General features: G+C 72.7%; 15 protein-coding genes, 1 tRNA gene and 1 pseudogene. 10 read left to right on the forward strand and 7 right to left on the reverse strand.

Features of this window, described 5'->3' with window-relative positions:
* The first annotated feature begins 1 nt into the window (after position 1).
* The 5 genes from WMF42_RS31600 to WMF42_RS31620 all read left to right on the forward strand — a co-directional run bounded on the left by WMF42_RS31600 (position 2) and on the right by WMF42_RS31620 (position 6686).
* Entirely contained in the window at positions 2-3616 is a 3615-nt protein-coding gene (locus WMF42_RS31600) for an AAA family ATPase (protein ID WP_437686498.1), read from the forward strand.
* A 63-nt stretch (positions 3617-3679) separates the two neighbouring features.
* The gene (locus WMF42_RS31605; RefSeq protein ID WP_433928285.1) at positions 3680-4669 is read left to right on the forward strand and encodes a trypsin-like peptidase domain-containing protein; all 990 of its coding nucleotides are present in this window, start codon (positions 3680-3682) and stop codon (positions 4667-4669) included.
* A 299-nt stretch (positions 4670-4968) separates the two neighbouring features.
* The gene (locus WMF42_RS31610) at positions 4969-5232 is read left to right on the forward strand and encodes a DUF3892 domain-containing protein (protein ID WP_437686501.1); all 264 of its coding nucleotides are present in this window, start codon (positions 4969-4971) and stop codon (positions 5230-5232) included.
* A gap of 19 nt (positions 5233-5251) precedes the next feature.
* On the forward strand, positions 5252-5569 hold the full coding sequence (locus WMF42_RS31615; RefSeq protein WP_437686503.1) for a type V toxin-antitoxin system endoribonuclease antitoxin GhoS: 318 nt from the start codon (positions 5252-5254) through the stop codon (positions 5567-5569).
* A 259-nt stretch (positions 5570-5828) separates the two neighbouring features.
* The gene (locus tag WMF42_RS31620) at positions 5829-6686 is read left to right on the forward strand and encodes an ATP-dependent Clp protease adaptor ClpS (protein WP_437686505.1); all 858 of its coding nucleotides are present in this window, start codon (positions 5829-5831) and stop codon (positions 6684-6686) included.
* 24 nt (positions 6687-6710) lie between these two features.
* Here the strand turns inward: WMF42_RS31620 and WMF42_RS31625 are convergent, their stop codons facing one another.
* Entirely contained in the window at positions 6711-7886 is a 1176-nt protein-coding gene (locus WMF42_RS31625) for a tyrosine-type recombinase/integrase (protein ID WP_437686507.1), read from the reverse strand.
* Between the two features lie 887 nt (positions 7887-8773).
* Between WMF42_RS31625 and WMF42_RS31630 the strand changes: the two genes are divergently transcribed.
* Complete coding sequence (locus WMF42_RS31630; RefSeq protein WP_061608661.1) at positions 8774-8971, forward strand: hypothetical protein; 198 nt, start codon at positions 8774-8776, stop codon at positions 8969-8971.
* A gap of 1301 nt (positions 8972-10272) precedes the next feature.
* Here the strand turns inward: WMF42_RS31630 and WMF42_RS31635 are convergent.
* Positions 10273-10440: pseudogene (locus tag WMF42_RS31635) on the reverse strand (GmrSD restriction endonuclease domain-containing protein); the annotation flags it as partial.
* A 484-nt stretch (positions 10441-10924) separates the two neighbouring features.
* Between WMF42_RS31635 and WMF42_RS31640 the strand changes: the two are divergent.
* The gene (locus tag WMF42_RS31640; RefSeq protein ID WP_061608658.1) at positions 10925-11653 is read left to right on the forward strand and encodes a class I SAM-dependent methyltransferase; all 729 of its coding nucleotides are present in this window, start codon (positions 10925-10927) and stop codon (positions 11651-11653) included.
* Positions 11654-11891: 238 nt separating this feature from the next.
* Here WMF42_RS31640 and WMF42_RS31645 read toward each other — a convergent pair whose 3' ends face one another.
* The 4 genes from WMF42_RS31645 to WMF42_RS31660 all read right to left on the reverse strand — a co-directional run bounded on the left by WMF42_RS31645 (position 11892) and on the right by WMF42_RS31660 (position 17640).
* Positions 11892-12590 carry a DUF4230 domain-containing protein gene (locus WMF42_RS31645; RefSeq protein WP_437686509.1) on the reverse strand — a complete coding sequence of 233 codons (699 nt, stop codon included), beginning with the start codon at positions 12588-12590 and terminating at the stop codon, positions 11892-11894.
* A 156-nt stretch (positions 12591-12746) separates the two neighbouring features.
* Positions 12747-14057 carry a hypothetical protein gene (locus WMF42_RS31650; protein ID WP_437686511.1) on the reverse strand — a complete coding sequence of 437 codons (1311 nt, stop codon included), beginning with the start codon at positions 14055-14057 and terminating at the stop codon, positions 12747-12749.
* Positions 14058-14204: 147 nt separating this feature from the next.
* Positions 14205-16535 carry a transglycosylase SLT domain-containing protein gene (locus tag WMF42_RS31655; protein WP_437686513.1) on the reverse strand — a complete coding sequence of 777 codons (2331 nt, stop codon included), beginning with the start codon at positions 16533-16535 and terminating at the stop codon, positions 14205-14207.
* 121 nt (positions 16536-16656) lie between these two features.
* Positions 16657-17640, reverse strand: a complete 984-nt coding sequence (locus WMF42_RS31660; protein ID WP_437686515.1) for a hypothetical protein — start codon at positions 17638-17640, stop codon at positions 16657-16659.
* 231 nt (positions 17641-17871) lie between these two features.
* On the opposite strand from WMF42_RS31660, the gene WMF42_RS31665 reads away from it, so the two are divergent.
* Positions 17872-18963 (forward strand): hypothetical protein, encoded by a 1092-nt coding sequence (locus WMF42_RS31665; protein ID WP_437686517.1) that lies wholly within the window; start codon positions 17872-17874, stop codon positions 18961-18963.
* 57 nt (positions 18964-19020) lie between these two features.
* Here WMF42_RS31665 and WMF42_RS31670 read toward each other — a convergent pair whose 3' ends face one another.
* Complete coding sequence (locus tag WMF42_RS31670) at positions 19021-20469, reverse strand: MXAN_5187 C-terminal domain-containing protein (RefSeq protein WP_061606584.1); 1449 nt, start codon at positions 20467-20469, stop codon at positions 19021-19023.
* Positions 20470-20550: 81 nt separating this feature from the next.
* Here WMF42_RS31670 and WMF42_RS31675 point away from each other — a divergent pair, with 81 nt between their 5' ends.
* Together WMF42_RS31675 and WMF42_RS31680 are read left to right on the forward strand one after the other, a co-directional pair.
* Positions 20551-21663: a histone deacetylase family protein gene (locus tag WMF42_RS31675; RefSeq protein ID WP_437686519.1), complete on the forward strand. Its 1113-nt coding sequence runs from the start codon at positions 20551-20553 to the stop codon at positions 21661-21663.
* 246 nt (positions 21664-21909) lie between these two features.
* Positions 21910-21985: transfer RNA gene (locus tag WMF42_RS31680), tRNA-His, on the forward strand.
* The last annotated feature ends 5 nt before the right edge of the window (positions 21986-21990 follow it).

A 21990-nucleotide genomic window follows, 5' to 3' on the forward strand; every position in this document is an offset into this window, starting at 1 on the left:
AGTGAGCAGCGCAATCAAAGATTTCGAAGAAGAACGATCCAGGCACACCGAGCTGCTCGGGCGCAACAACGTGGTCGAGAGGCTCCGCTGGCTGATTGACGACAGCGCGCCGCGTGGCGGGTGGGTGCTATTCCTCGGGAGCGCCGGCGCCGGCAAGAGCGCCATCATCAACCGCCTCCTCGACCTGTTGCCCCAGCACACGCCGCACCATTTCATCCGGCGCGATCACGAAGACTGCGATCGACCCGACGCGGTGGTGCACAACCTCTGCGCGCAGATCGAGCGGGTCCACCCGGAGCTGGCGGACGCCGAGCAGTCCGCGGATACCCGGCTCGGGGAGCTCTTGCGGCGCGTCTCGAAGCGCCACCTCGTACCTCGCGGCGACAGGCTCGTCGTGGTCATCGACGGGCTCGACGAGGCGGCGAAGGACCGAAGCGGCAAGAGCCTCTTGCCCCGCTTCTTGCCGCGCGTGCCGCCGAAGGGCGTCGTGCTCCTCGGCGCCTCGCGGCCGATGTACCGCCGGCACGACTGGCATGGCATCCTCGAGCACGCGCGCACGCTCGACCTCGATGACGAGGAGTGGGCGCCCTCCAACGAAGCCGCGTGCCGAGCCATCTGCGAGCAGCGCTCGCGCTTGCTCCCCACGCCGTTCGACGCCTCGCTCATCGACGTGATCGTGCGCAGCGCGCGAGGAAACATGCTGTACGCCAGCGGGATCTGCGACTGGCTCGCCGGTCAGCCGCCGGCGCAGCGCACACCGTCGCGCATCTTGCAGGGGCTCACCCCCTTTCTCCGCCAGATCTTCGACGAGCTCCGCGACCTGGACGAAGCGCGACGCGGGCTGATCCTCAAGGGCCTCGGCCTCGCCTGCGCGGCGCGCGAGGCGCTCCCGCCGCACGTCTTCGGCGAGCTGCTCGGCAGTGATCCGGCGACCGCCGCCGGCGACGAGTTCCTGCGCGCCACGTTCCACCTGCTGCGCAGGGAGCCGGCGCACTGGCACGACGACAGCCAGTTCGGCTATCGGCTGCGTCACGAGCACGTGCGCGAGGTCTTCGTCAACGAGCTCGGAAAGCGGGTGATCCGTAATCATCACCTGCACCTGCTCGGAGGACTCGCGGCGTGGCCGCCCGACGAGGGAGACCCGGCCGGACGGCGCTACGCCCTCCGGCATGCGGTGATGCATCGGATCGAGGCGGGCGACGTGGATGGCGCGCAGCGCCTGTGCGTCGACGTCGGCTATCTGGACGCGAAGTGCCGCGAGCTCGACGTCACCACCATCGAGCGGGATCTGGAGGCAGTCATCGGCGCGTCGGAAGGCGGCGCTACCTTCGATCTCACGGCCGTGCTCGCCGCGGTGCGCGCGGAGGCGACCCGGCTGTCCGCCTACCGCGATCAGGGGCTGCTCCCCTCGCTGCTCTACAACCGTCTGCGCTGCGCCGGATGGCCCTCCGAGGAGATCGCGCGCATGCTCCACTTCGAGGGGAACCTGCCTCCGCTGCGCCTTTTGCACGGGGTGCGCCTCGGACCGACGCCGCTGCGCACGTTCTGCGAGCCGACGAAGGCGATCGTCGCGTGCGTCGTGAGCCCGGACGGCCGCTGCGCCCTGTCCGCCTCGGCCGATCGCGTGCTGCGCTACTGGGCGCTCGTCTCCGGCGAGGTGCTCGCGACGCTGCAAGGACACAACGACGAGCTCACGGGCTGCGCGCTCACGCCGGACGGCGAGCTCGCGCTGTCGACGTCGGTCGACATGACGGCGCGGCTCTGGCACCTCGCGACAGGCAGCTGCATCGGCGTGCTCGACAACCGCGGTCGCTGGGCCACCGCCTGCGCGATCAGCCACGACGGCCAGACGCTCGTCGTCGGCTCGGACAACGGCGTCATCATGCTCTGGGACAGAGGCTCGCTCCAGATCATCGGCACGCTGGGGGGTCACGGCGACTACGTGACCGTGTGCATCACGACCCCCGCGGGTCAGCTCATCTCCGGCTCGCGGGACGCCTCGGTGCGCGTCTGGGACCTCGCGTCCCGAGAGTGCCTGTACGAGCTCTCCCCCACGGGCGCGGCGCGCTCTTCCTCGCCGGCAGCCTCGGAGGAGGGTTGGATCACCGCGCTCGCCCTCATGCCGGGCGGCGAGCAGGTGCTCGCCGCGAGCGGGGACGGCACGCTCTCGCGCTGGGATCTCGCCCTCGGCCAATGCCTCCAGCGCGTGGGTTCGGGACAGGGCCGCGTGGACGCGCTCGCGATCCTCCCGTGGGGCGGCCACCTGCTCTGCGGGATGGCAGACGGCGCGATCGCCGTCTGGGACCTCGCCGCCGAGCGACGCATCCTGCGCCTCGCGGCGCACGCGAACGCGGTGTCCGCGTGCGCCGCGACGTCGGACGGCCGCCGGATGCTCTCCGCGTCGCACGACCGCTCGGCCAGGCTGTGGGAGCTCGGAGGTCCGGAGAGCCTCATGGCCCAGGACGGGCACGCCGCGCCGGTCACCGCGGCCGCGGTGACCCTCGATGGCCGGCTCGCTGTCTCGGCGTCGGAGGACCGGCTGCTCAAGGTCTGGGACGCCGCGACTGGCGGGTGCCGCGCCACGCTGACGGGGCACGCCGACCTGGTGACTACCTGCGCGATCTCTCCCGATGGGCGCCGCGTGCTCTCCGGCGCGCGGGACGGCGGCGTGCTGCTATTCCACCTGGATCTCGAGCGCGCCGAGGTGCGCGTGGAGACCGCCAAAGCACACCAGAAGCTGGTGAGCGGCTGCGCGTTCCTGCCGGACGGACGGATGATCACCGCCTCTCGCGACGGCGCGATCTGGATCCGCTCCGGGGCGACGCTCGATCAGCCCTCGCAGCTCGGCGCGCACGACGGGCCGATCAGCGGCATCGCGCTGACCCCCGACGGGAAGCGGCTGCTGTCGTTCTCGCGGGACGGCGCGGTGAAGCTCTGGCACCTCACCGACGCCTCGCGTGCCCCCTCGTCGATCCGCCTCACGGGCGGGCTCCTCGCCGGCGCGATAACGCCGGACGGAGGGCGCGTGGTGCTCGCCCGCGCCGACGGCCAGATCGAGGTGCGCGAGCTGCCGAGCTTCGGCTATGTCCGCCAGATCGCCTGTCACACCCGGCGTGTGTTCGGCTGCGCCGTCTCGCCTGACGGCGCGCGCGTGTTCACGGCATCCGAGGACGAGACGGTGCGGGCCTTTTGCCTGGAGACGGGGCGGCCTCTGGGAACGCTGGTCGGCACCTCTTGGTTCCGGTGCGTCGCGGCGTGCTCCGGGTTGATCTGCGCCGGGGATGAGGAAGGCAACCTCTGGATGATCGTCGATGGCTTGGCCGCTGTCGACCCCCGCGCGAAGAGGAGCGCGAGGCGGCGACCCACGCTGTCCGACAGCGATAGATACCGCCTCCGAGACAAGCTCGCTGCGCTCTACGACACCGAGCACACTGCGCGGCGCATCGCCAGGGAGGCGGGGATCAGCCTGCAGCTGGTCAGAATCGCCGGGGGCATCATCGACATCTGGGACGCCATCCTCGAGGAGGCAAGAAAACAGCATCGCCTCAAGAATATCGTACTTTGCGCGCTTCGAGAATATCCCGACGACGACGATCTCCTAGAGCTGGCTCGCTGAGAGACCCACGTTGCGGCCTGCACGCGGCGACGACGCCGGCGTACTCCACCGGAGAACGAGGAGATGATCAACCAGGCTCTTTCCCCCGAAGCGATGCGCACCTTGCGAGAGGCTCTTTCGTGGAAATACCCGTCCGACCCCGAGGTGCGCCGGTTCCTCTTTGATATCAAGCTCGACGCGACCCGCATCGCCTTCCACAACCGAGCGGACCTCACCTGGCACAGCGTCCTCGACGAGGCGCAGAAGCGGGGCGTACGGTGGGTCTTCGCGGTGCTCGACCGCGCTATCGAGGAGTACCCCGAGGACGAGATCCTCAGGCGCTTGCGCGAGGGCGCCGCGGTGCGCTACGCCGAAGCGCCGAGCATCACCTCGCTTCCGTGGCGGGGCAGCGGCGGTCCAGCGCTGGAGAAGATCCTCGGCGCCCAGAGCGCGCTCGTCCCGGTGAACTTCCTCCAGATCGGCACACGCCGAGCGCAGGCGGTCGCGCGCATCAAGGTCTCCGGCTCGCTCGGAACAGGCTTTCTCATCCCCGGTGACCTCCTGGTGACCAATCACCACGTCCTCGGTGGCCGAGACGCCGCTGCCAACGCGACCGTCCAGTTCAACTACCAGAAGACGGTCGAGGGCCGCGACGCGGAACCGGAGGAGCTGCGCTTCGACCCTGACGCCTTCTTCGTCACCTCCAGCGATGACGACTGCACGATCGTCAAGGTCGCGGGCGAGCCGTCCGCACGCTGGGGGACGATCGCGCTCCAGTCGGCCCGTGTCGAACTCGGTGAACGGGTCAACATCATCCAGCACCCCGGCGGCGACCAGAAGCAGATCTCATTCTTCCACAACCTGGTTGCTTACGTGGGCGAAGGCCGCGTGCAGTACCTGACGGACACGCTGCCCGGTTCATCCGGCTCGCCTGTCTTCAACAAACACTGGGAGCTCGTCGCGCTTCATCACAGCGGCGGATGGCTCCTCGAGCCAGGAACCAAGGACCGCTTCTTCCGCAATGAAGGGATCCATGTCGATCGGGTGGTGGACGTGCTCCGCAGGTGCCGTTGAGGTACGGAGCTCATCCCCTGCCGATCCATCCAGGGGCGTCATCGGCGAGGTGGCATTCAATGAAGGCTCGCAGACGCCCCGCATCTCGGAGGTACACGGCGACGAATCGAACCATACTTCTCTCGGGGCCTATAGCGTCAGATTCGCACACGAATCACGCGCGACAACACTTACCAAAGCCATAGCCAATGGGCCGCAACGTCGACCGGGAGGCCGCCCTCAACACGATGTTCCACATAGCACAGAAACGTTAGCCTTGAAACTTCAACGAGCTGGTCTGGCAGCAAGGAGAGACGCACATGGCAGAACGACAGGTTACGAGGACGGGCAAGAACACCAACGGCGACATCACCAGACTCTGCAATCACGGGGAGCATTGGTCGCCACGAACGAAGAGCGAGGCCATCCGCGACATTGATTCGGGAGTTCACACGTACTTCGTTTCCTGGCCCGACGGGCGCCGGACCGAGGTCCGGGTCGTGAGTGGACCCACAGGCAGGTACCTGCGGACGGACCGGGACTCCACAACACGAAACAACCTGGCCGACCTCCCGGACTGCTGAGCACACAGGAGAAGAACACATGGCCTATTTCATGACTCGCATCGAGCTGCACTCCGCTACCCCGGACGACTACACCACGCTGCACGCCGCGATGGAGGCGGATGGATTCAGCAGGACCGTGCCTGCTGCGGACGGCAAACACTACCATCTTCCATCGGGCATGTATTTCCTCGCTTCGTACGCGGACACGGCCGCAACTGTACGCGATCGAGCGAACGCCGTCGCAGCCGCGACTGGCAAGATCCGTGAGGTTCTCGTCACCCAGGGAACGAGCGCCTGGATAGGGCTGACGGCGGTTCAGGCGACGAGTGCCTCGTCGAGAGGTTACTTCCGTTGACGGGTAAGACAGCCTGATGCGCGGCTGAGGTGCATGAATCAGAGAGGCAGCGCCACCTGTCTCGGGAGCCTGTTCAGTGTTCCCGCGTGCTCCGGCTGTCGTCCAGCCATCGGACCGGCGCACAGCACCCGCCCGGAGATCCGGCCTTCCGGTGCCCGGCCGAGTCGGCCGACCTCGGGCCGTGTGACTGCTCGCGGCCTCCGCTCCCCACGGCGCGCACTGGAGGCGCCCCTGCTCTCGGCATAGGATGCGCAGCCGCATGCGCACGCTCCTCGTGGGGCTCTTAATCCTCGTCTTGGCGACCGGTCTCGCCGTCCGCCACCGCCGGCGGAAGCGGCGCTCACGCGCGCTTCCGCGCGGCGCTCGCCTGGATACCACCGTGGTCATGCACACGGCCGGCGCCGACGCCATCCGGCGCGGGCAGCGGGTCGTGCTCCCGGAGCATGTCGTGCTCGCTGCACTCTGCGACCGCCGGGTGGCAGCGTTGGCCGAGTCGGCCGGCGCGAACGCCGCGTCCTTGCGGCGCGAGCTGGATCAACACCTCCCGGGGCCAAGCGAGACGCCGGTGGACATCGACGACATCGCGCTCTCACCGGCGGTGGCAGCGATCGTGGACCGCGCCAGGGCGAGGACGGCGGCGTGGCGGGCCCCGTCGCCAATCGATCTGGTGGTCGCGGCGCAGTCGGCGGGGGAGGGCTGCTTCGCCGCCGCGTTGCTCACGAGGGCGTGTCGCGATCTCGACCGGGCGAGCCTCGATCCGCCCCGCTCCCCGGAGCACGGCGGCCCCGCAGAAGAGAGGGTCGAGGTCGTGTTCTGGAACGACGACGTGACCACGATGGAAGCCGTGGAGCGCTTGCTCGTCGAGTGCTTCGGAAAGGACGAGGTGGAGGCGACGCATTTCATGCTGACCGTGCACTTCGCGGGCTCCGCCGCCGCGGGCGCGTATCCGCCGGACGCCGCCGCCGCGCTCGTGGCGCGCGCGACGGAGGTCGCTCGCGAGCGCGGCATGCCGATCCGCATCACGCTCGGTCCGGCGGCAGAGGAGATGGGCTTCACGTGGGCGACCGAGCCCGCCGGGGCGGCGGCGGGACACGGCGGCGAGCCGCGCGCGCCGTAGCGGATGGCCGGCACCGCCGCCGGCTCATTGCGTGACCGGCTCAGCCGCCGACGTCGCCAGCGCAGTAGGTCTCGCAGGTGTCCACGCCCACCGCGAGCCGTGGCACCGTCGCGACGTGGCACCGTCGCGACGAGGACGCTGAGGGATGCATGCGCCTGCTCGGCGTCTCGAAAAGCCGCGCGTAGCGGCGCCGGCTTCACCGTCCCCGCTCTCGCGCTCACGGTCGAGGTCGAGCGCTTCGGCCGCGGCCTCGTCCTGCGGAGGCGTCGGCCCTCCCAGCAGCTGCCCGATCGCCTCATGCGCGACGCGCGCCATCTCAACATCGCCGGCCACAATGGCCGCGCGCAACCCATCCCCGAGCTGCACAAGCAGCGTCGCCCTCACCGACGCCGCCCTCGCCCACGTCCCTTCCCCGAAACGCTCTCCCCCCGCCCCACTCCCCCCGATCGAATCGCCACGCGCCCCCTCTGAATCGTCACACCCCCGCTCCAACCGCGTCGATCCGTCGCCACCCCCCTCCGATTTCCCCGGCAATTTCCCCACTTCGCCCCCATCCCCCCGCCCCAGACCGCCTTTTAAATCCACCGCGTCTGCCATTTCGCCACGGGGCCAAGTGATTGAATTTGCTTTGATTTTTGGTATCGCCATGCCGTCCGCACCCTGTTCTGTGCCGCTCCCTGTGGTTCCCCCCCCGCCCCCGAGCTCGGGGATCCCCTCGGCGAGGGAAGCCAGCTCGCCAAGACCCAGTTCTGCAAACGTCCTGGCCGCCCGGCGATACCTCTGGCGCCTGACAGAGCTCCGGCGCCCGGCCCGGTCGTCGATCCAGGTCTCGCTGCGCCCGTTCGCGAGGGCGACGGTGATGATGGTCGAGCGCGCGTCGTGGGTCCGCACCTGCTGGCGCTCGTCGGAGTCCTCGAAGAGCTCCGGGCGGTCGATGCCGGCGAGCTGGAGGTGGGCGCCGAAGCGCTCGGCGGCATGCTCGACGCTGAAGCGGTCGCCGTCCTCGTTCACGAAGAGCGGCGCGGAGGGAGCCGGGTTGCTGCGAAGCGCGAGCCAGGCGCGCAGCGCTGGAGCGACGCCGGGGGAGAGCGCCCGGACGCCGGGGTCGTTCGTCTCATTCTTCTCGAGGCGCAGCACCCCGCTGTCGAGATCGACATCCTGGACCTGCAGGCGCGCCGCCTCGCTGATGCGCGGGCCCACTCGTGCAGGTAGCCCCAGAGCACGCGCCAGCACAGCGGGATCGCCGTGCAGGCCGGCAGGCGCGCGTACTCGTCAGGGTAGAGGCACGCCTTCGCCTTCGCGGGGCCGAGCTTCGGGAGGAAGCCGCGGGGGAGCGGGTTCGTCGCGAGGAGACGCCAGGGGAAGACGGCCATCGCCATCCTGCGGTGCAGGAGCTGCGCGATGTGACGGCGCGACGCAGGCGACATCGACGGCAGCGCGAGCATGACGCGCTCGGCGTCGTCGAGCGTGAAGGACGCGACGGGGACGGGGGCACGACCTGCGCTCGGGTCGACGTGGCGGTCGAGGCGGTGGACGTCTTGCTCCACGCAGCGCTTCGGCTTGACCTGGTCGGGGTAAATGCGCGCGAGCTCGCCCGGGCTCCAGAGCTCGCCGAACTGCTGGACGGTGACCTGCTCCGGTACCGAGCCGCCGCCGGGAGCTACCTTCGCTTGTGCACCGCCTCTGCAGACGACCTCGATCGCCTCGATCACATCGCGCAGCGCCCTGAGCCGGTCAGCGTCGTTGCGGAAGGGCGATCCCGTCGGCCTGCGGCGCGTGGCGGCTCTCCTCTACCGCGATCTGCTGCCTCGCTCACGCCTGCGGCGGCCCGCCGGCGTACAGACCGGCACGAGGCCCGCCTCACCGAGCACCGCCGGCGCGCGGCCCCCTTGCATGGCTCTGCGCCGACCCGCGGGCAGTTCTCGAAGCGGAAGCCCCTCCGTCCCCGTAATGATTCCGCTGTTGCCCCCCGAAGACGGGCAGCCGACGACGGTCTTCATGGCCCCGGCGGCTGGGTGGTGACGAGCGGCCCCTTGATCTACTTCTCGTCCACGATGTCAGCCCGCAACGTCTGGTATGCTCGTAATATGACGTCCTACCGCCGCGTCCGTTCCGCCGCCGAGATCCTCCGCTCCGTCCCGCCGCGCGACCGCGCCCGGATGCTCCGGTTTGGCCTCGACCTGGACGACCCTGCGGACGCGGCGCTCTTCGTCTCGGGTGTCCGCGCCGCGGACGACGGGATCGCGGCGCAGGAGCGCTGGGAGCGGGAGAACGCGCTACGCTGAGGGGGTCCATTCCGCGCTGCGGCCTGCGTTTTCCAGCCCTGGCGCCGTCGATCCAACAGGCGTCCCGTCGTGGCCCTGCCCATGAGCCCTCGACGAGCCAGCACCACAGCCGCCGTCCGCCAGGCCGCTCTCCTCGAGGGCGATCCCGTCCGGCGGGCGTTCCTTCGCGCCCGTGGTCGAGAGCGATACGATCACCGACGAGGAGCGTGACGCGCTCGCGAAGGCAGCGGACGGCCCCTGGATCCCGCACGAAAAGGTCATCGCGTAGGTAAGCACGCGCCGGCCTTGATGACCTGGAGAGTCGACTGGACTCCTGCGGTGCGTGCATGCGGGCAGGACGTATCGGCACGAGGTCCCGCGTGGAACCCTGACAATCGCCGCCGCGTGCTGGCCTCAAATCCTGCTACGCTGCCGGCGTGCCAACGCGCACGACCGCTGAGATGGCCTCTATCAACATCGCTGCCCTTGCCAGCGCCGCCCGACGCGGCGAGGTCGACACCGATGTCGAGATCGACATCGCCGGCGCGTGCCTCGTGCTGGCCGGGACGATCACCCTGCCGCTCGAGACCACCCGTGTGGCCTCGGGCGGCCTCCGGCTCTGGGCGCGCTGTCCCGGATGCTCCGCGCGGGCGGCCGTGCTCTACCTCGCAGCGCCGGGCCTGCGCTGCCGTCGCTGCGCCAGGCTCGTCTACCCTGCGACACGGCAGCGTCCCGAAGAGCGCGTCCTCGAGCGGGCGCTCGCACGGCGAACGAGGGCACGGGCCGCGCTCGGCGCTGGGCCAGACCCGCGGGAGCCGATCCCGCAACGACCGCCGGGCGTTTCCTCCTCGACATGGGCGCGCCGTCTCGACAGGCTCCACGAAGCCGACGTCGCGGTGCAAGCCGCGCTCGCCGCTGTCGTCGACCAGATCGGTACCCGCCCTGGAGCGCTCGCTCAGGAGGCCGCCGGCCTCGCTGCGCCGCCGGCCGCGTCCATGCCTGAGGCGCCTTCGACGAAGGGCCGGCGACCGCGCGAAAGCACGCGCTGAGAGGCCTCCGGAGATATCGAGCGTGGAGGTGTGATCCACACTCCCCCCGGTCAGCCACACGCGCCCGCGTCGAGCCGATGGGAGCACCAAGCGGACCCGCTCTATTTCGACGGCAGCCTGCCACGGCTGTCCGATGAACGCTACGCCGCCGTGGGCCCCGGCCACAGCTTCAGCGCCATATCGAACAGCTCCCTGCCGCGCACCTCGATGCTCGACCCGTCCCGGGTGGCGAACCCATGCAGCTGCATGGTTGATCGGCAGCAACGAAGAGACCAGGAGTTCCGGTTTCTTGACCTTCCAGGCGCTGTTCGAGACTGTCGAGTTCAGCGCCTGCGTGAGGATGGTCAGGTTCCCGAGGGTGTGAATCGCGGCGCCTCTGCGGCGGGTCGAGACGGCCCGCGGATCGGTCGCATCGCTACTGACGAGCTCCTCGGAGGTCATCCCCGCCGTCCCGTCTGCCAGGGTCCAGTGTTCGATGGGCGCTCAGCGTCTCGAAGATGACCTGCGCGTCGTCCCCCCTCTCGAGAGCGATCACGACCACCTGCAGCGCGTTCTCGAGGGCCTGGAAACACGCCTCCACCCGCGCCGCGAGCGGTTGAGCCGCGGGTGCTTCTCCTCGAGCGCAGCGAGGGATCCCGCGCCGATAACATCCTTGAGCTGCTGGCGATCGAGCAGGGCAGGCCAACCTTTGAACCGGTCGGCGTCGGGCTCGGCCATCATTCCCTTGTTCAGGGGCGCGAGAAGCAGCATCCGGGTCGCAAGTGTACTTACATGATGGGAAGTCGGGCTGCCGTCCTACCTCGGATCGGAGGCCACCGACGTATAAAGAAGCGCTGTCGCTGCCACATCAGCATCGCGTGACTCGAAACCTGGCGACAGCAAGGCTCGATGCGGCTATATGGGTCGTTCACGGAGGCCTGCTCCCGTGCCCCAGAACATCTACGACGATCCCGGGTTCTTCGAGGCCTACTCCCAGCTCCGCCGCTCCGTCGAGGGCCTCCCCGGCGCGCCGGAGTGGCCCGCCCTGCAGGCCCTCCTCCCCGACCTGACGGGCCTGCGCGTTGTCGACCTCGGTTGCGGCTTCGGCTGGTTCTGCCGGTGGGCGCGAGAGAACGGAGCGGCCCATGTGCTCGGCCTCGACGTATCCGAGCGCATGCTGCAGCGGGCCAGGTCAGAGACCGCGGACGAGGCGATCGCCTACGCGCGGGAGGACCTGGAGCGCCTGGACCTGCCGGATGCGGCGTTCGACCTTGCCTACAGCTCCCTCGCCCTCCACTACATCGAGGACCTCGACGGCCTGCTCTCGACGGTGCGCCGCGCCCTGAGGCCGGGAGGGCGCCTGGTCTTCTCGGTCGAGCATCCGATCTACACGGCGCCGAGCCGCCCCGGCTGGCGCATCGAGGCGGACGGTCGCAAGACCTGGCCCGTCGACAGCTATCTGGCGGAAGGCCCGCGCACGACAGACTGGCTGGCCGAGGGCGTGGTGAAGCAGCACCGCACGATAGGCGCAACGCTCAACGCGCTGCTCCGCGCGGGCTTCGCCATCGCGCACGTGGAGGAATGGGGCCCGACCGAAGCGCTGCTCGCCGCCCGGCCGGAGCTCGCGGAGGAGCGCGAGCGGCCGATGTTCCTGCTGGTAGCCGCCCAGCGCTAGCGCGCGCCCTCGGCTCCACGACATCGACGTCGCGCCAGCCCCGCTCGACGCCTTGACGCGGGCGCTCCACCGGGGGCTACCGCGCTGCATCGAACCCCCTCCCCCGCCGCCGCGGCGAGCTGCTCGGCCTTGTCCTGGGCGTGGCGGTACGGCGCGCCGTAAGTGACGCCAGCCCGACGCGCCGCCTCGCGCGGCGAGACGCCGGACACGTCCCCTCCCTGATCAGATGACCGCCGGGTCAGTCCCCGCCGACGCCCACGTCGCGCCAGCGGATGTCCACCCGCTTCGCGCCGAGCTGGGTCGCGAGCGCCGTGAGCTGCCGCTCGGCCTGCGCCCTCGCGCGCGCCATCACGTCCCCCTCGAGCGCGGCCTTCTCGATCGCCGCCGTCGCCTCCTTGCGGGCCCGCGACTCGAGCTGCTCGTTGCGCCGCGCGAGCAGGCTCGTCGACCGCGTGTAGACGTACGTCCCTTCCTCGTCGAGCCGCGTCGAGAAGACCTCCGGCGCCGGCAGCGTGATCCGCGCGACGCCGGTCTCCGGATCCATCGCGATGTCGTCGTCGCCGAGCCGCGCGAGATCGACGCCGATGGTGACGTGGCCGACCGCGACGAGCAGGAGCGCGTCCGTCGCCTGCACCAGGCCGAACAGGCGGCTCTGGCGGTCGGTCAGATCCACGACCTTCTCGACGTGCACCTCCGTCGTCTCGAGCCGCGCCAGGTCGCGGATCGCGATGACGAGCGCAGGAGACGGCCGCACGGCCACCCCGCTCTCCGGCGCGGGAGCGCGGAGGCGCGGCGCCACCACGAGCGCGCCGAACCCGACCGACGCGACGATCGCGGCGACGAGCAGCGCGATCCGCGCGGCGCGGCCCACGCGCGCGGCGGGGCGCGGCGCGTGAACGGCGACCGAAGCGTAAGGATCCTGGAGCGGGCCTTCCATCGGGGGCTACCTCGGCGATCGCGGGCGCAGCAGGCGCCCGCGGCGGCCCGGCTGGACAGACCAGGCGGGCCGCGCGTCCTCGTGAGAGAGTACCGAGAACAGGAAGGCCGTAACGCGAGAAGAAATCAACCCGCCGCCGCGCGGCAGGGCGGCCCGCTACGCCGCCGGCGCCGTGGACCGCAGCGCGTGAGCGACCGTCCCCGAGGACGAGAGCGCCCGCTCCAGCGTCCAGTCGTCGACCTCGCCCTCGGCCGCCTGCTCGATCGCGAGGCGCACGTCCCGGCTCGCGCACCCCTCGGCCGCGATCCGCAGCCGCTCCACCGTGTGGTCGTCGCGCGACGACGAGAGCGCGAGCGCGGCGCCGATGCGGAGCTCGGCCGGCGCGCCGCCGTCTTCGAGCACCGCGTACGCCTGCTCCCGGGTGAGCTTCGCCGTGCGGTAGTCGGCGCCGGCCTCGTCCACCAGGCGGCGCAGCGCCGCGCGCCACGCGGGCGCCGCCAGGCCGCGGCGCTCGAGGAGCGCGCCCGCGCGCCTCGCCTCGGGGGCGCCGCGCCCGGTCCGCTCGCGGAGCAGCGCGAGCAGGTGCTCGCGGCGCCGCTCGGCGAGCACCATGCTGAGCCCCGTCTCGCTGGGATCGCGCAGGAGCTGCGGCGGCACGATCGTGAGCGCGACCTCGTCGCCCCCCGCGAGCGCGAGCTCGACCCCGAGCGCCGTCTCGTCGATCCGCTCGATGCAGGCGTAGGGGATGAAGCGCTCGCCCGCGTCGTCGCGCAGCGAGAGCCCGTCGCTGCCGGCCACCAGCACGCGGGGCGCGGCGCCCTCCCGGAGCAGCACGGCGAGCGCCCACGCCGAGGCGCCCGTGACCACGCCGAGCGAGAGCGCCACGTCCGGATCGAGCACCGACCAGCAGATCAGCGACACGAGCGCCGCGACCCCGACGAACAGCCGCCGCCGGAGCGGCGGCGCGACGTCGTCATGGAGCCGGACGCTCCACGTGCCCTGCTCCCGGCCGGCGGCGATCACGCCGAGCAGCCGCTCCGCGTCGGCCGCGTCCTCGACGCGCACGCGGATGACATCGCCGTCGTCCGTCTTCAGGGCGACCTCGCCGCCGCAGCTCGAGAGCCGCGCGCTCGTGAGCGAGAGGAGCGGGAACGCGCTCCGATCGCCGGGGCGCTCGATCCACAGCGCGTTGCTCACCCGGACGACCGACGCGCCGGACGAGCCGAGCGCCGCCCAGAGCCACGCGAGCGGCGCGTAGAGCATGCACGCCACGCAGAGCAGCACGAGCAGCGACCCGAGCAGCAGGAGCGGCATGAGGAGCGCGATCGCGAGCCGGCCCGCCAGCGGCTCCACGAGCGAGGCGACGGCGAAGAGGACGAACAGCCAGGCCAGCGCCGAGGTGAGCAGACGGCTGACGAAGCGGGCGTCTGCATAGGGCTGGATGAGAACCCCGCAGCGCTTGAACACGCCGTCACTTCCAGCGGTTCCTGCCACCCCATCACGGTGAAAGCGCCCGCCCGCAAGTTCAAGCACACAGCGCAATTTCAGCGCAGCGGGAAGTCACACGCTGTACGGCGGCGGCCGCCCAGGGTGCGCGTACCTGGGTCCCGTCCCTCAGTACGCGTCCGCCGGCGCGCGCGCGTCCGCCGGGAGCGTGAGCGGGAGCATCTCCACGGCCGCGTCGCCGCCGTCCAGCCACTGGTACCGCGCGAGGTTCGAGAGGACGCGACCCACATAGGTGCGCGTCTCGTCGTAGGGGATCCGCGCCACCCACACGTCGGTGTCCCGGTCGATTTTGCCCTCGAGCCAGTGCGACACGGCCGTCGGGCCCGCGTTGTACGCCGCTGTCGCGAGCGGCAGGCTGCCCTCGAACGTGCGCAGCAGCTTGCCGATGTAGAAGCCGCCGAGGCGCAGGTTGATCGGCGCGCTCTTGAGCTGATCGAGCTCGAAGCCGAGCGAGAGCTCGCTCGCGGCTTTCCTGGCCGTCGCCGGCATGAGCTGCATCAGGCCGACGGCGCTCGCGGGGCTCACCACGACGGGATCGAACGCGCTCTCCTGGCGCATCAGCGCGTGGACGAGGCCCCGCGGCAGCCCGTGCTGCGCCTCGAGCGCGCGCACCTCGCCGACGTACGGCTCCGGATAGACGCACTCCCACGTCCAGCGATCGGCCTGCGAGGGCGCGCGCTGGAGCGCCGCGGCGGAGATCGCCTGCGTGCCCACCCGGTAGCGGCGCTTCGCGGGCGAGAGCATGCCGTACATCCTGCAGAGCGCCTCGCTCTCCTGGCCCGCGTACGGCGCTGTCGCCGCGCGCTCGTTCTCGGCGAGGTGCGCCTCCGCGTCGCGATCGAGCCCCATCGACGCGAGCAGCGCCGCGGCCGGCGGCAGCTTCACCTCCACGGGCGGCGCGTCCGCGAGCGACGCCGGGACGAGCAGCGGCGGCGTCGGCGCGCCCACCGCCGCGAGGCGCGACCGCGCGAGCAGCGCGCCCCACGAGAGCGGCTGCTCCCGCATCACCTGCGTCCAGAGCCGCACCGCGCCGTCGCGATCGCCGCCGCGCAGGGCCGCGAGCCCCGCGAGCTCGCGCAGCTTCGCCGCGTCGGCCGCGCGCGCGTCGCGCGCGAGCTGCTCGAGCGGCTGCCGCGCCCGCGCGGCGTTGCTCGTCGACAGCATCGCGAGCGCGCGCTCGTAGGTCGCGTCGCGGCGCCGCTCGCTCCGCGGGTAGGCCGAGAGGAACCGGCCGTACTGCGCGACGGCCTCGGCGTAGCGACCGACCTGCATGAGCAGCCGCGCCGAGAGCAGGCTCGAGAGCTCCCCCCACCGGGTCTTGCGGAACCTGCGCGCGACAGCGAGGTGCCGCTCGATCGCCTCGCCCTCGCGCCGGAGCCGCGACAGCGAGCGCGCCGCGAGGTGGAGCTGCTCGGCCTGGCGCGCCGACGGCGACGCCGCGACCTTGAGGAACGCCGCGGCCGCGCCCTCGTAGTCGCGCGCCTGGTAGAGCGCCGTGGCGCGGCGGTGGTGGAGCTCCGCCGCGGACACGCCCGAGATCTTGTCGAGCTCGGCGATCGCCTGGGACGCGCTGCCGGCGGCGACCATGGCGTCGGCCTTCTGGAGCCGCTCCTCGGGCGAGAGCGGCCCCGGCACCGCGGCGAGGAGCGCCGCGGCCTCGCGCCCGTCCGCCGACTTCGGCGCGCTCTTCACGATCCACCGGAGGTCCGCGAGCGCGAGCTCCGCCGCGGCGGCCTTCGCGGGGCCCTTGTCCCCAGACCGCTCGGCCGCGTCGCGCGCGGCGAGCAGGACGCGCGCCCGCGCGAGCCGCGCCGCCGCCTCGTCGCGCGATTTTCGCGCGCGCTGCGCCGCGACGACGGCCTGGTCCGCGAGCGCGCGGGCCTGCGCGAGGTCGCCGCCCTTCATGGCGGCGACCGCCGCGCGCGCGAGGCCGGTCGCGCCGCCCGCGCGCTCGAAGTACGCCGCCGCCTCGAGGAACGGGCCCACCTCGAACGCCGCCTCGGCGCGGTAGCGCGCCACCTCGCGGGCGAGCAGCGGCAGCGCCTGCTCGAGGCCGTCGAGCAGCTCGACCGCCTTGCCGTGGTCGCCGAGCTCGAACGCGACGCGCGCCCGCGCGAACTTCACCGCGGGCAGCGCCCGCTGCTCCGCGGGCAGCGCGTCGATCCGCTCCGCCGCCTCGGCCCAGCGCTCGAGGCGCACCGCCTCGATCCACGCGCCGTCCATCACCGGCGACGCGACGGCCGCGACGGCCGCGGCGGCCCCGCTCACGGCGGACGGCACGGCCGGCGGCGCCGCGCGCGCGGTGCTCTGCGACGGCGGCGGGCCGGCCGCGTGGTGCTCCGCGCACGCGGCGAGCGAGAAGCCCAGGACACACGCGGCGGCGAGCCGGCGGCGCGCTCCCCGTGACGACGGCTTCGGTGGCGACGGAGCCCGTTTCATAGCCGACCCGGCGCGGTGGACGACCCGCCGGCAGCGCGCCGTGAGGACAGAGGGCCGCGGGACGGCGGCCTCCGCGCGCAGGCCGCTCGCGCCGCAGCGCTCGCGCTGCCGACCCCTCTAGCTAGCAAGCTTCAGCGCCAGGTCGCAAACAAAGTGTCGGGCCCGACGCGATCCACCGCTTGCCGATCTCGACGTCCTCCTCGAACAGGAAGGCCGCGACCTCGTCGAGCGAGCCGGCGCGGTTCGGCGGCGCGCCGAGGCGGAGCGCGGCGGCCTTGCCGAAGGCGGCGGCCACCGGGTGCGGCGAGCTCGCGAGCCGCAGCAGCTCGGGCACGAGCTCCGCCGCCCCGAGCTCGCCCGCGAGGATGGCCGCCAGCGGCCGCGGATCGGCGGGGCAGTCGTAGCTCCACGAGAGCGCCGAGCGCAGCGCCGCGATCGTCTCGGGCGCCGCCGCGCGCGCCGCCGCGGTGCGGTAGCCGCCCCCGGGCAGCGCGCGCTGCGCCGAGCCGCGGCGGGTCGCGCACACGCCGTCCGCCGCCTGCAGCAGGGCCGCGGCGATCGGCTCGGTCACGCCGTCGCCGAGCGCCGCCTGCCCCTCGATGTCGGCCGCGACGGGCCGCGCCGCCTCCTGCGCGTAGCCCTCGAGGTTGGCGAGGAGCCGCTCCAGGTCGACGGCGCCCGCGGCGCGGCCGGCGAGCACGTCGCGCGCTGTGTGCACGGTCACGAGGCTCGACACGATGGCGGGCGTGCCGCCGCGCATCGTGTGGGAGACGTCCACGCTCACCCGCTTCACGGCCGGCCACCGGAGCACGCGCGGCGCCGTGTCCGGGTCGACGACGATGCCCCAGGGGACGACGGCCATCGTCACCTCGCGCGCGCCGCGCTGGGCCTGGAGGCGATGGTCGGCGCGGACCAGCGCGAGGACGCCGAGCGCGCTCCCCATCGCCATGAGCCCCAGCGAGAGCGTCTGGCTCCCGGCGCTCCAGATGGCCGCGGAGACGCCCGCGAGCCCCGCGGTCCCCGCCGCGGCGAGCGCGCCGGTCGAGCCGGGCTCCGGGTGGAGGCACACGTAGCGGAAATCCGGCGGAGGCAGCTTGCGCAGCACGGTGACGACCCCGGACCACGAATCTAGGCCGCCGCGCCCCCGCGCGCCACCGGATGCGCGGGCGGAGGCGCGCCCGCGACGCATGCCACGGCGCGTCGGAGGCGCGCCGGTGCAGCCCGAGCGGCAGACGCAGCCGCAGCCCCCCGGCGCGCGGCCGCGCGCGGCGCGCGGCGTCGGCTGCCAGCGCCGGCGTGGATCCACGCGCGCTGCGCGGTGATAGCTTCGCGGGCGGTGCTCCTCTCCCGCGTCCGCCTCGCCCACGTCGGCCCCTTCGATGACCTCTCGCTGTCCTTCGAGGACGCCGCCGGCGCGCCGCGCCGGCTCGTGGTCCTCTTCGGCGGCGACGGGGTCGGCAAGACCTCGATCCTGTCCGCGATCGCGTCGACGCGTCCCGGGTACGCGATCGCACAGCAGAGGCCGCGCGCCGACGACGGCGCGACCCCGCTCGTGGTCACCGACTGGTGGCTCGGGACGGACGATCCCGCGCGCGCGCACCCGCTGCGCGTCGCGAGCCCGAACGCGCGCCTCGACGAGCCCGAGGACACGGCGCTCCTGCGGCGGCGGGAGCAGTCGCTGTTCGAGCGGCGCGCGGCGGAGGGGGGCTTCGTCCTCGTCGCGCTCTCGGGCGCGCGCTGGTTCTCGCGCACCTCGGTCATGCTGACGACGCCCGAGCGCAGCGTCCTCCGCTACGACGTGCGCGCTGCCGCGAGCTTCGACGACGCGACGCGCACCGACCTCGCCCGCGAGACGAAGCAGGTGCTCTCGTTCCTCCCCGTCGCCGCCGCGCTCGCGCGCGGCCGCTCGGCGGACAGGCCGGACGCGGCGCGATCGCACGCCGAGCCGCACGCGCAGGCAGCGCGGCTCGACGCGCTCGATCGCGCGCTGAGGGAGGTGCTCGCGGCGCTGCTCGAGGGCCACGGCGCGCGGTACGTGGGCGTCGACCCGCTCCGGCTCGAGCCGATCTTCGAGCGCGCGGACGGCCAGCGCGTCGACTTCGACGACCTCGGGCGGAGCGCGCGCCACGCCATCGCGTTCGGCGCGCTGGCGCTCCGCGCGCTCGCGTCGGCGCACCCGAGCGGCGATCCGCGCCTCGCCGAGGGGGTGGTGCTGATCGACGACATCGATGCGCAGCAGCCGGCGCACCGGCAGCGCTCGCTCCCCGCCCGCCTCCGCGCGGCGCTGCCCAACGTGCAGTGGATCGTCACGACGTCGTCGCCGGCGATCGCGCTCGGCTGCGAGCTCTCCGACGTGATCGCGCTCCGCCGCGAGCCCTCGTCGGGGCGCGTCGAGCTGCACGAGGGCCCGGACGCCGTGCTGCACTGAGCGGCAGCGGCGGCGCGGCGCCGGCCTCGCGTGGTCGTGGCTCGCGCGCCGCGCGCGTCAGGCGAGCGGCACGGCGAGGAGCACGATCTCCTTGCCGCGCACCTCGACCTTGTAGCGCATCGGCTTGCCGTGCTTCTGCCCGAGCTCCTGCTCGCTCGCCTTGAGGCGCGCGACGAACGCGTCGCGGGTGATGTGGTCCACCGGGTCGCCGAGCGACCTCTTCGCGGCGATGTACTCGGCGAAGATGCGCGCGTTGTAGGCGTCCTCCGGCTCCTCGAGCAGCGCCTTGGCGTCGGCGGGGATCTCGTCGGCGGACAGCGCGGCCATCCGCTCGTCGACCTCGAGGGCGTCCCGGAACGACGCCGACGTCGGGGCGCGCGACGGGCGCCCCTCGGCGTCGGTCTCGTCCTCCTGCACGCCGAGGAGCTGGTTCAGGAGCGAGTTCAGCCGGAACACGAGCCCGCCGAGCTCGGCGTGCTCGATCCCGAACCGGAGGTCGGTCCGGCCGTTCATGATCGCCAGCAGGCCGTCCTCGATCTCCGAGACCGGCTGCGAGATGTACGCGTCGAGGAAATAGGCGGCGATCACGACGAGCACGAGCCCGAGCGCCGTGACGCCGAGCATCGGCCACAGCAGGGAGCTCGCGAGCCCCGGCGTCCTGAGCTGCGCGATGCTGAGGAGCACCGCCCGCCGCCCGTCGCCGTAGCCGTCGAGCGCGTGCCCGACGGCGCTGTACTCGCCGGACAGCCCGCCGATGTCGACCATCCGCCCGGAGCTCAGCGCGTGCAGCGCGCCGTCCTTCGCCGGCGACGCGGTGAGCGCCGCGACGAGCTGCGGCGGGGCGTCGCGCGACTTCGCCACCACGTCGAGCCCTTCGCCCGACTGCATCGCGACGACGAGCAGGCGCCCGCTCGTGCGCTCGCTCGCGTTGGTCAGCCGCTCGTCGTTCAGCGCGGTGCCCACCGCGACGGCGCCGATGATCTGCCCGTCGTCGTTGCGGATGGGCGCGTACGACGCGAGGAGCTGCTCGTTGCGCGCCCGGCTCACCCACACGTCCGAGCCGGTCACGCCCTGCTCGATGGCGCGCTTCAGCGACGGGTAGACGGCGCCGATGTTGTCCCCGCGCATGAGCGCGGAGGCGTTCCGCCCGAGCACCACGCCCTTCGTGTCGACGAGGACGACGAGGGACGGCGGGGTCCTCGCCAGCTCGGGCGAGGCGGCGACCGCCTCCCGGATGGCGTTGGCGGCGCTGGTGGCCGCCTCGGCGCGGGCCGGGGCGGTGCCGGCGTTGAACGGCTCGCGCAGCTTCGGGTCGCTCGCGTGGGAGGCGAGCCACCGCTCCAGCACGAGGCCGTCCACCTGGAGCTGCGCCATCGCGGCCGCGAGCGCGCGGGGCGCCTCGCCCGGGCTCGCGATCTGCCCGAGGGAGGCGCGCGCGAGGGCGTACGCGAGCCCTCCGACCATGAGGACAATCACGGCGAAGACTGCGATGATCTTTCCGCGCATCCTGCGTCTCCACTCCTTCTTTCCAGGGCTCAGGGCAAGCTACCATCCGCTGCGGCGCTGCTACAACTCTCCACCCAGCTCATGGTGCACTTGAATCAGCCGCACTCCGAGGCCCCGCGCCTCCACGTCGTCGACGACGCGCTGTTCGAACAACACCGCGCGCGCGGCGCGCACCCCGAACGCCCGGAGCGCCTCGAGGCCGCCCGCCGCGCGATCGAGCGCTGCGCCGCGTCCGGCCTCTCGCTGGAGCGCGTCACGTCGCGCGACGCCACCGAGGACGAGCTCGCCCGGGTCCACGCCCCGCGGTACCTGGAGTCGCTCGGCCGGATCAGCGGCCACTACGCGGCGCTTGACCCCGACACCTACGTCGTCCCGCGCTCGGTCGACGCGGCGAGGCGGGGCGCCGGCGCCGCGGTGGCGCTGGTCGAGGCGGTGCTCGCGGGCCCCGGTCAGCTCGGGGTCGCGCTGCTGCGCCCGCCCGGCCACCACGCCACGCGCGAGGCCGGCATGGGCTTCTGCCTCCTGAACAACGTCGCCGTCGCGGCGAGGGCCGCGCTCCACAGCGGGCTCTCGCGGGTGGCGGTGATCGACTTCGACGTGCACCACGGCAACGGCACGCAGGACGTCTTCTGGGACGACCCGCGGGTGCTGTTCTGCTCGCTGCACCAGTGGCCGTTCTACCCGGGCACCGGCTCCGCCGAGGAGATCGGCGCCGGCGAGGGCGCGGGCTACACGGTGAACGTGCCGCTGTCCGACGGCGCGACGGACGCCGTCTACGAGGCGGCGTTCGACGAGATCGTCCTTCCGCTGCTCGACGAGTACGCGCCCGAGCTGATCCTTGTCTCGGCGGGGTTCGACGCGCACGAGCGCGATCCGATGGCGGGGATGAAGCTGTCGCGCGGGGCCTACGCGGCGATGGGCCGCCGGCTCGCGGCGATGGCGACAGCGAAGGCGCGGGGGCGGCTCGCCCTCTTCCTGGAGGGCGGCTACGACCTTGCCGCGCTCGAGGGCTCGCTGACGGCGGCGCTGCTCGCTGCATCCGGCCGCGAGCCGGCCGAGGAGCTGGCGGGCGCGCCCGGGCAGCCGGGGCAATCGGCGCCGCCGGCGGCGCAGCGCGCGCCGATCTCGACGCGCCACCGGGCGGATCTGGACCGGGCCCGCCGGGTCGCGATGCGCCGGTGGGCGACGCTCTGAGCGGCCGGCCGGAGGGCGCGCCCGCCCGGGTACGGGCCGGACGGCCGAGGGCGGGGCGGGGCCGTGCGGGACGATGGGGCCGAGGGCCGGCGGCCGCGGCCCGCGCCGGGAGCGACGCCGGGCGCCGGGGCCTCCCCGGGGGGCGGGTTTGAAAAAACAGTGACGTGTCGGTGCGGTACCCGATTGCACTCCGCGCGGAGCTGAGTATTCTGCCAGGCCTTCGCAGCCCTCGGGCCGCGAAGAACGGTGGGTATAGCTCAGTTGGTAGAGCACTGGATTGTGGCTCCAGTTGTCGCGGGTTCGATTCCCGTTACTCACCCCATGTAG

Source organism: Sorangium sp. So ce176 (assembly GCF_051519835.1).
In the GTDB taxonomy this organism is placed as follows: domain Bacteria; phylum Myxococcota_A; class Polyangia; order Polyangiales; family Polyangiaceae; genus Sorangium; species Sorangium cellulosum_G.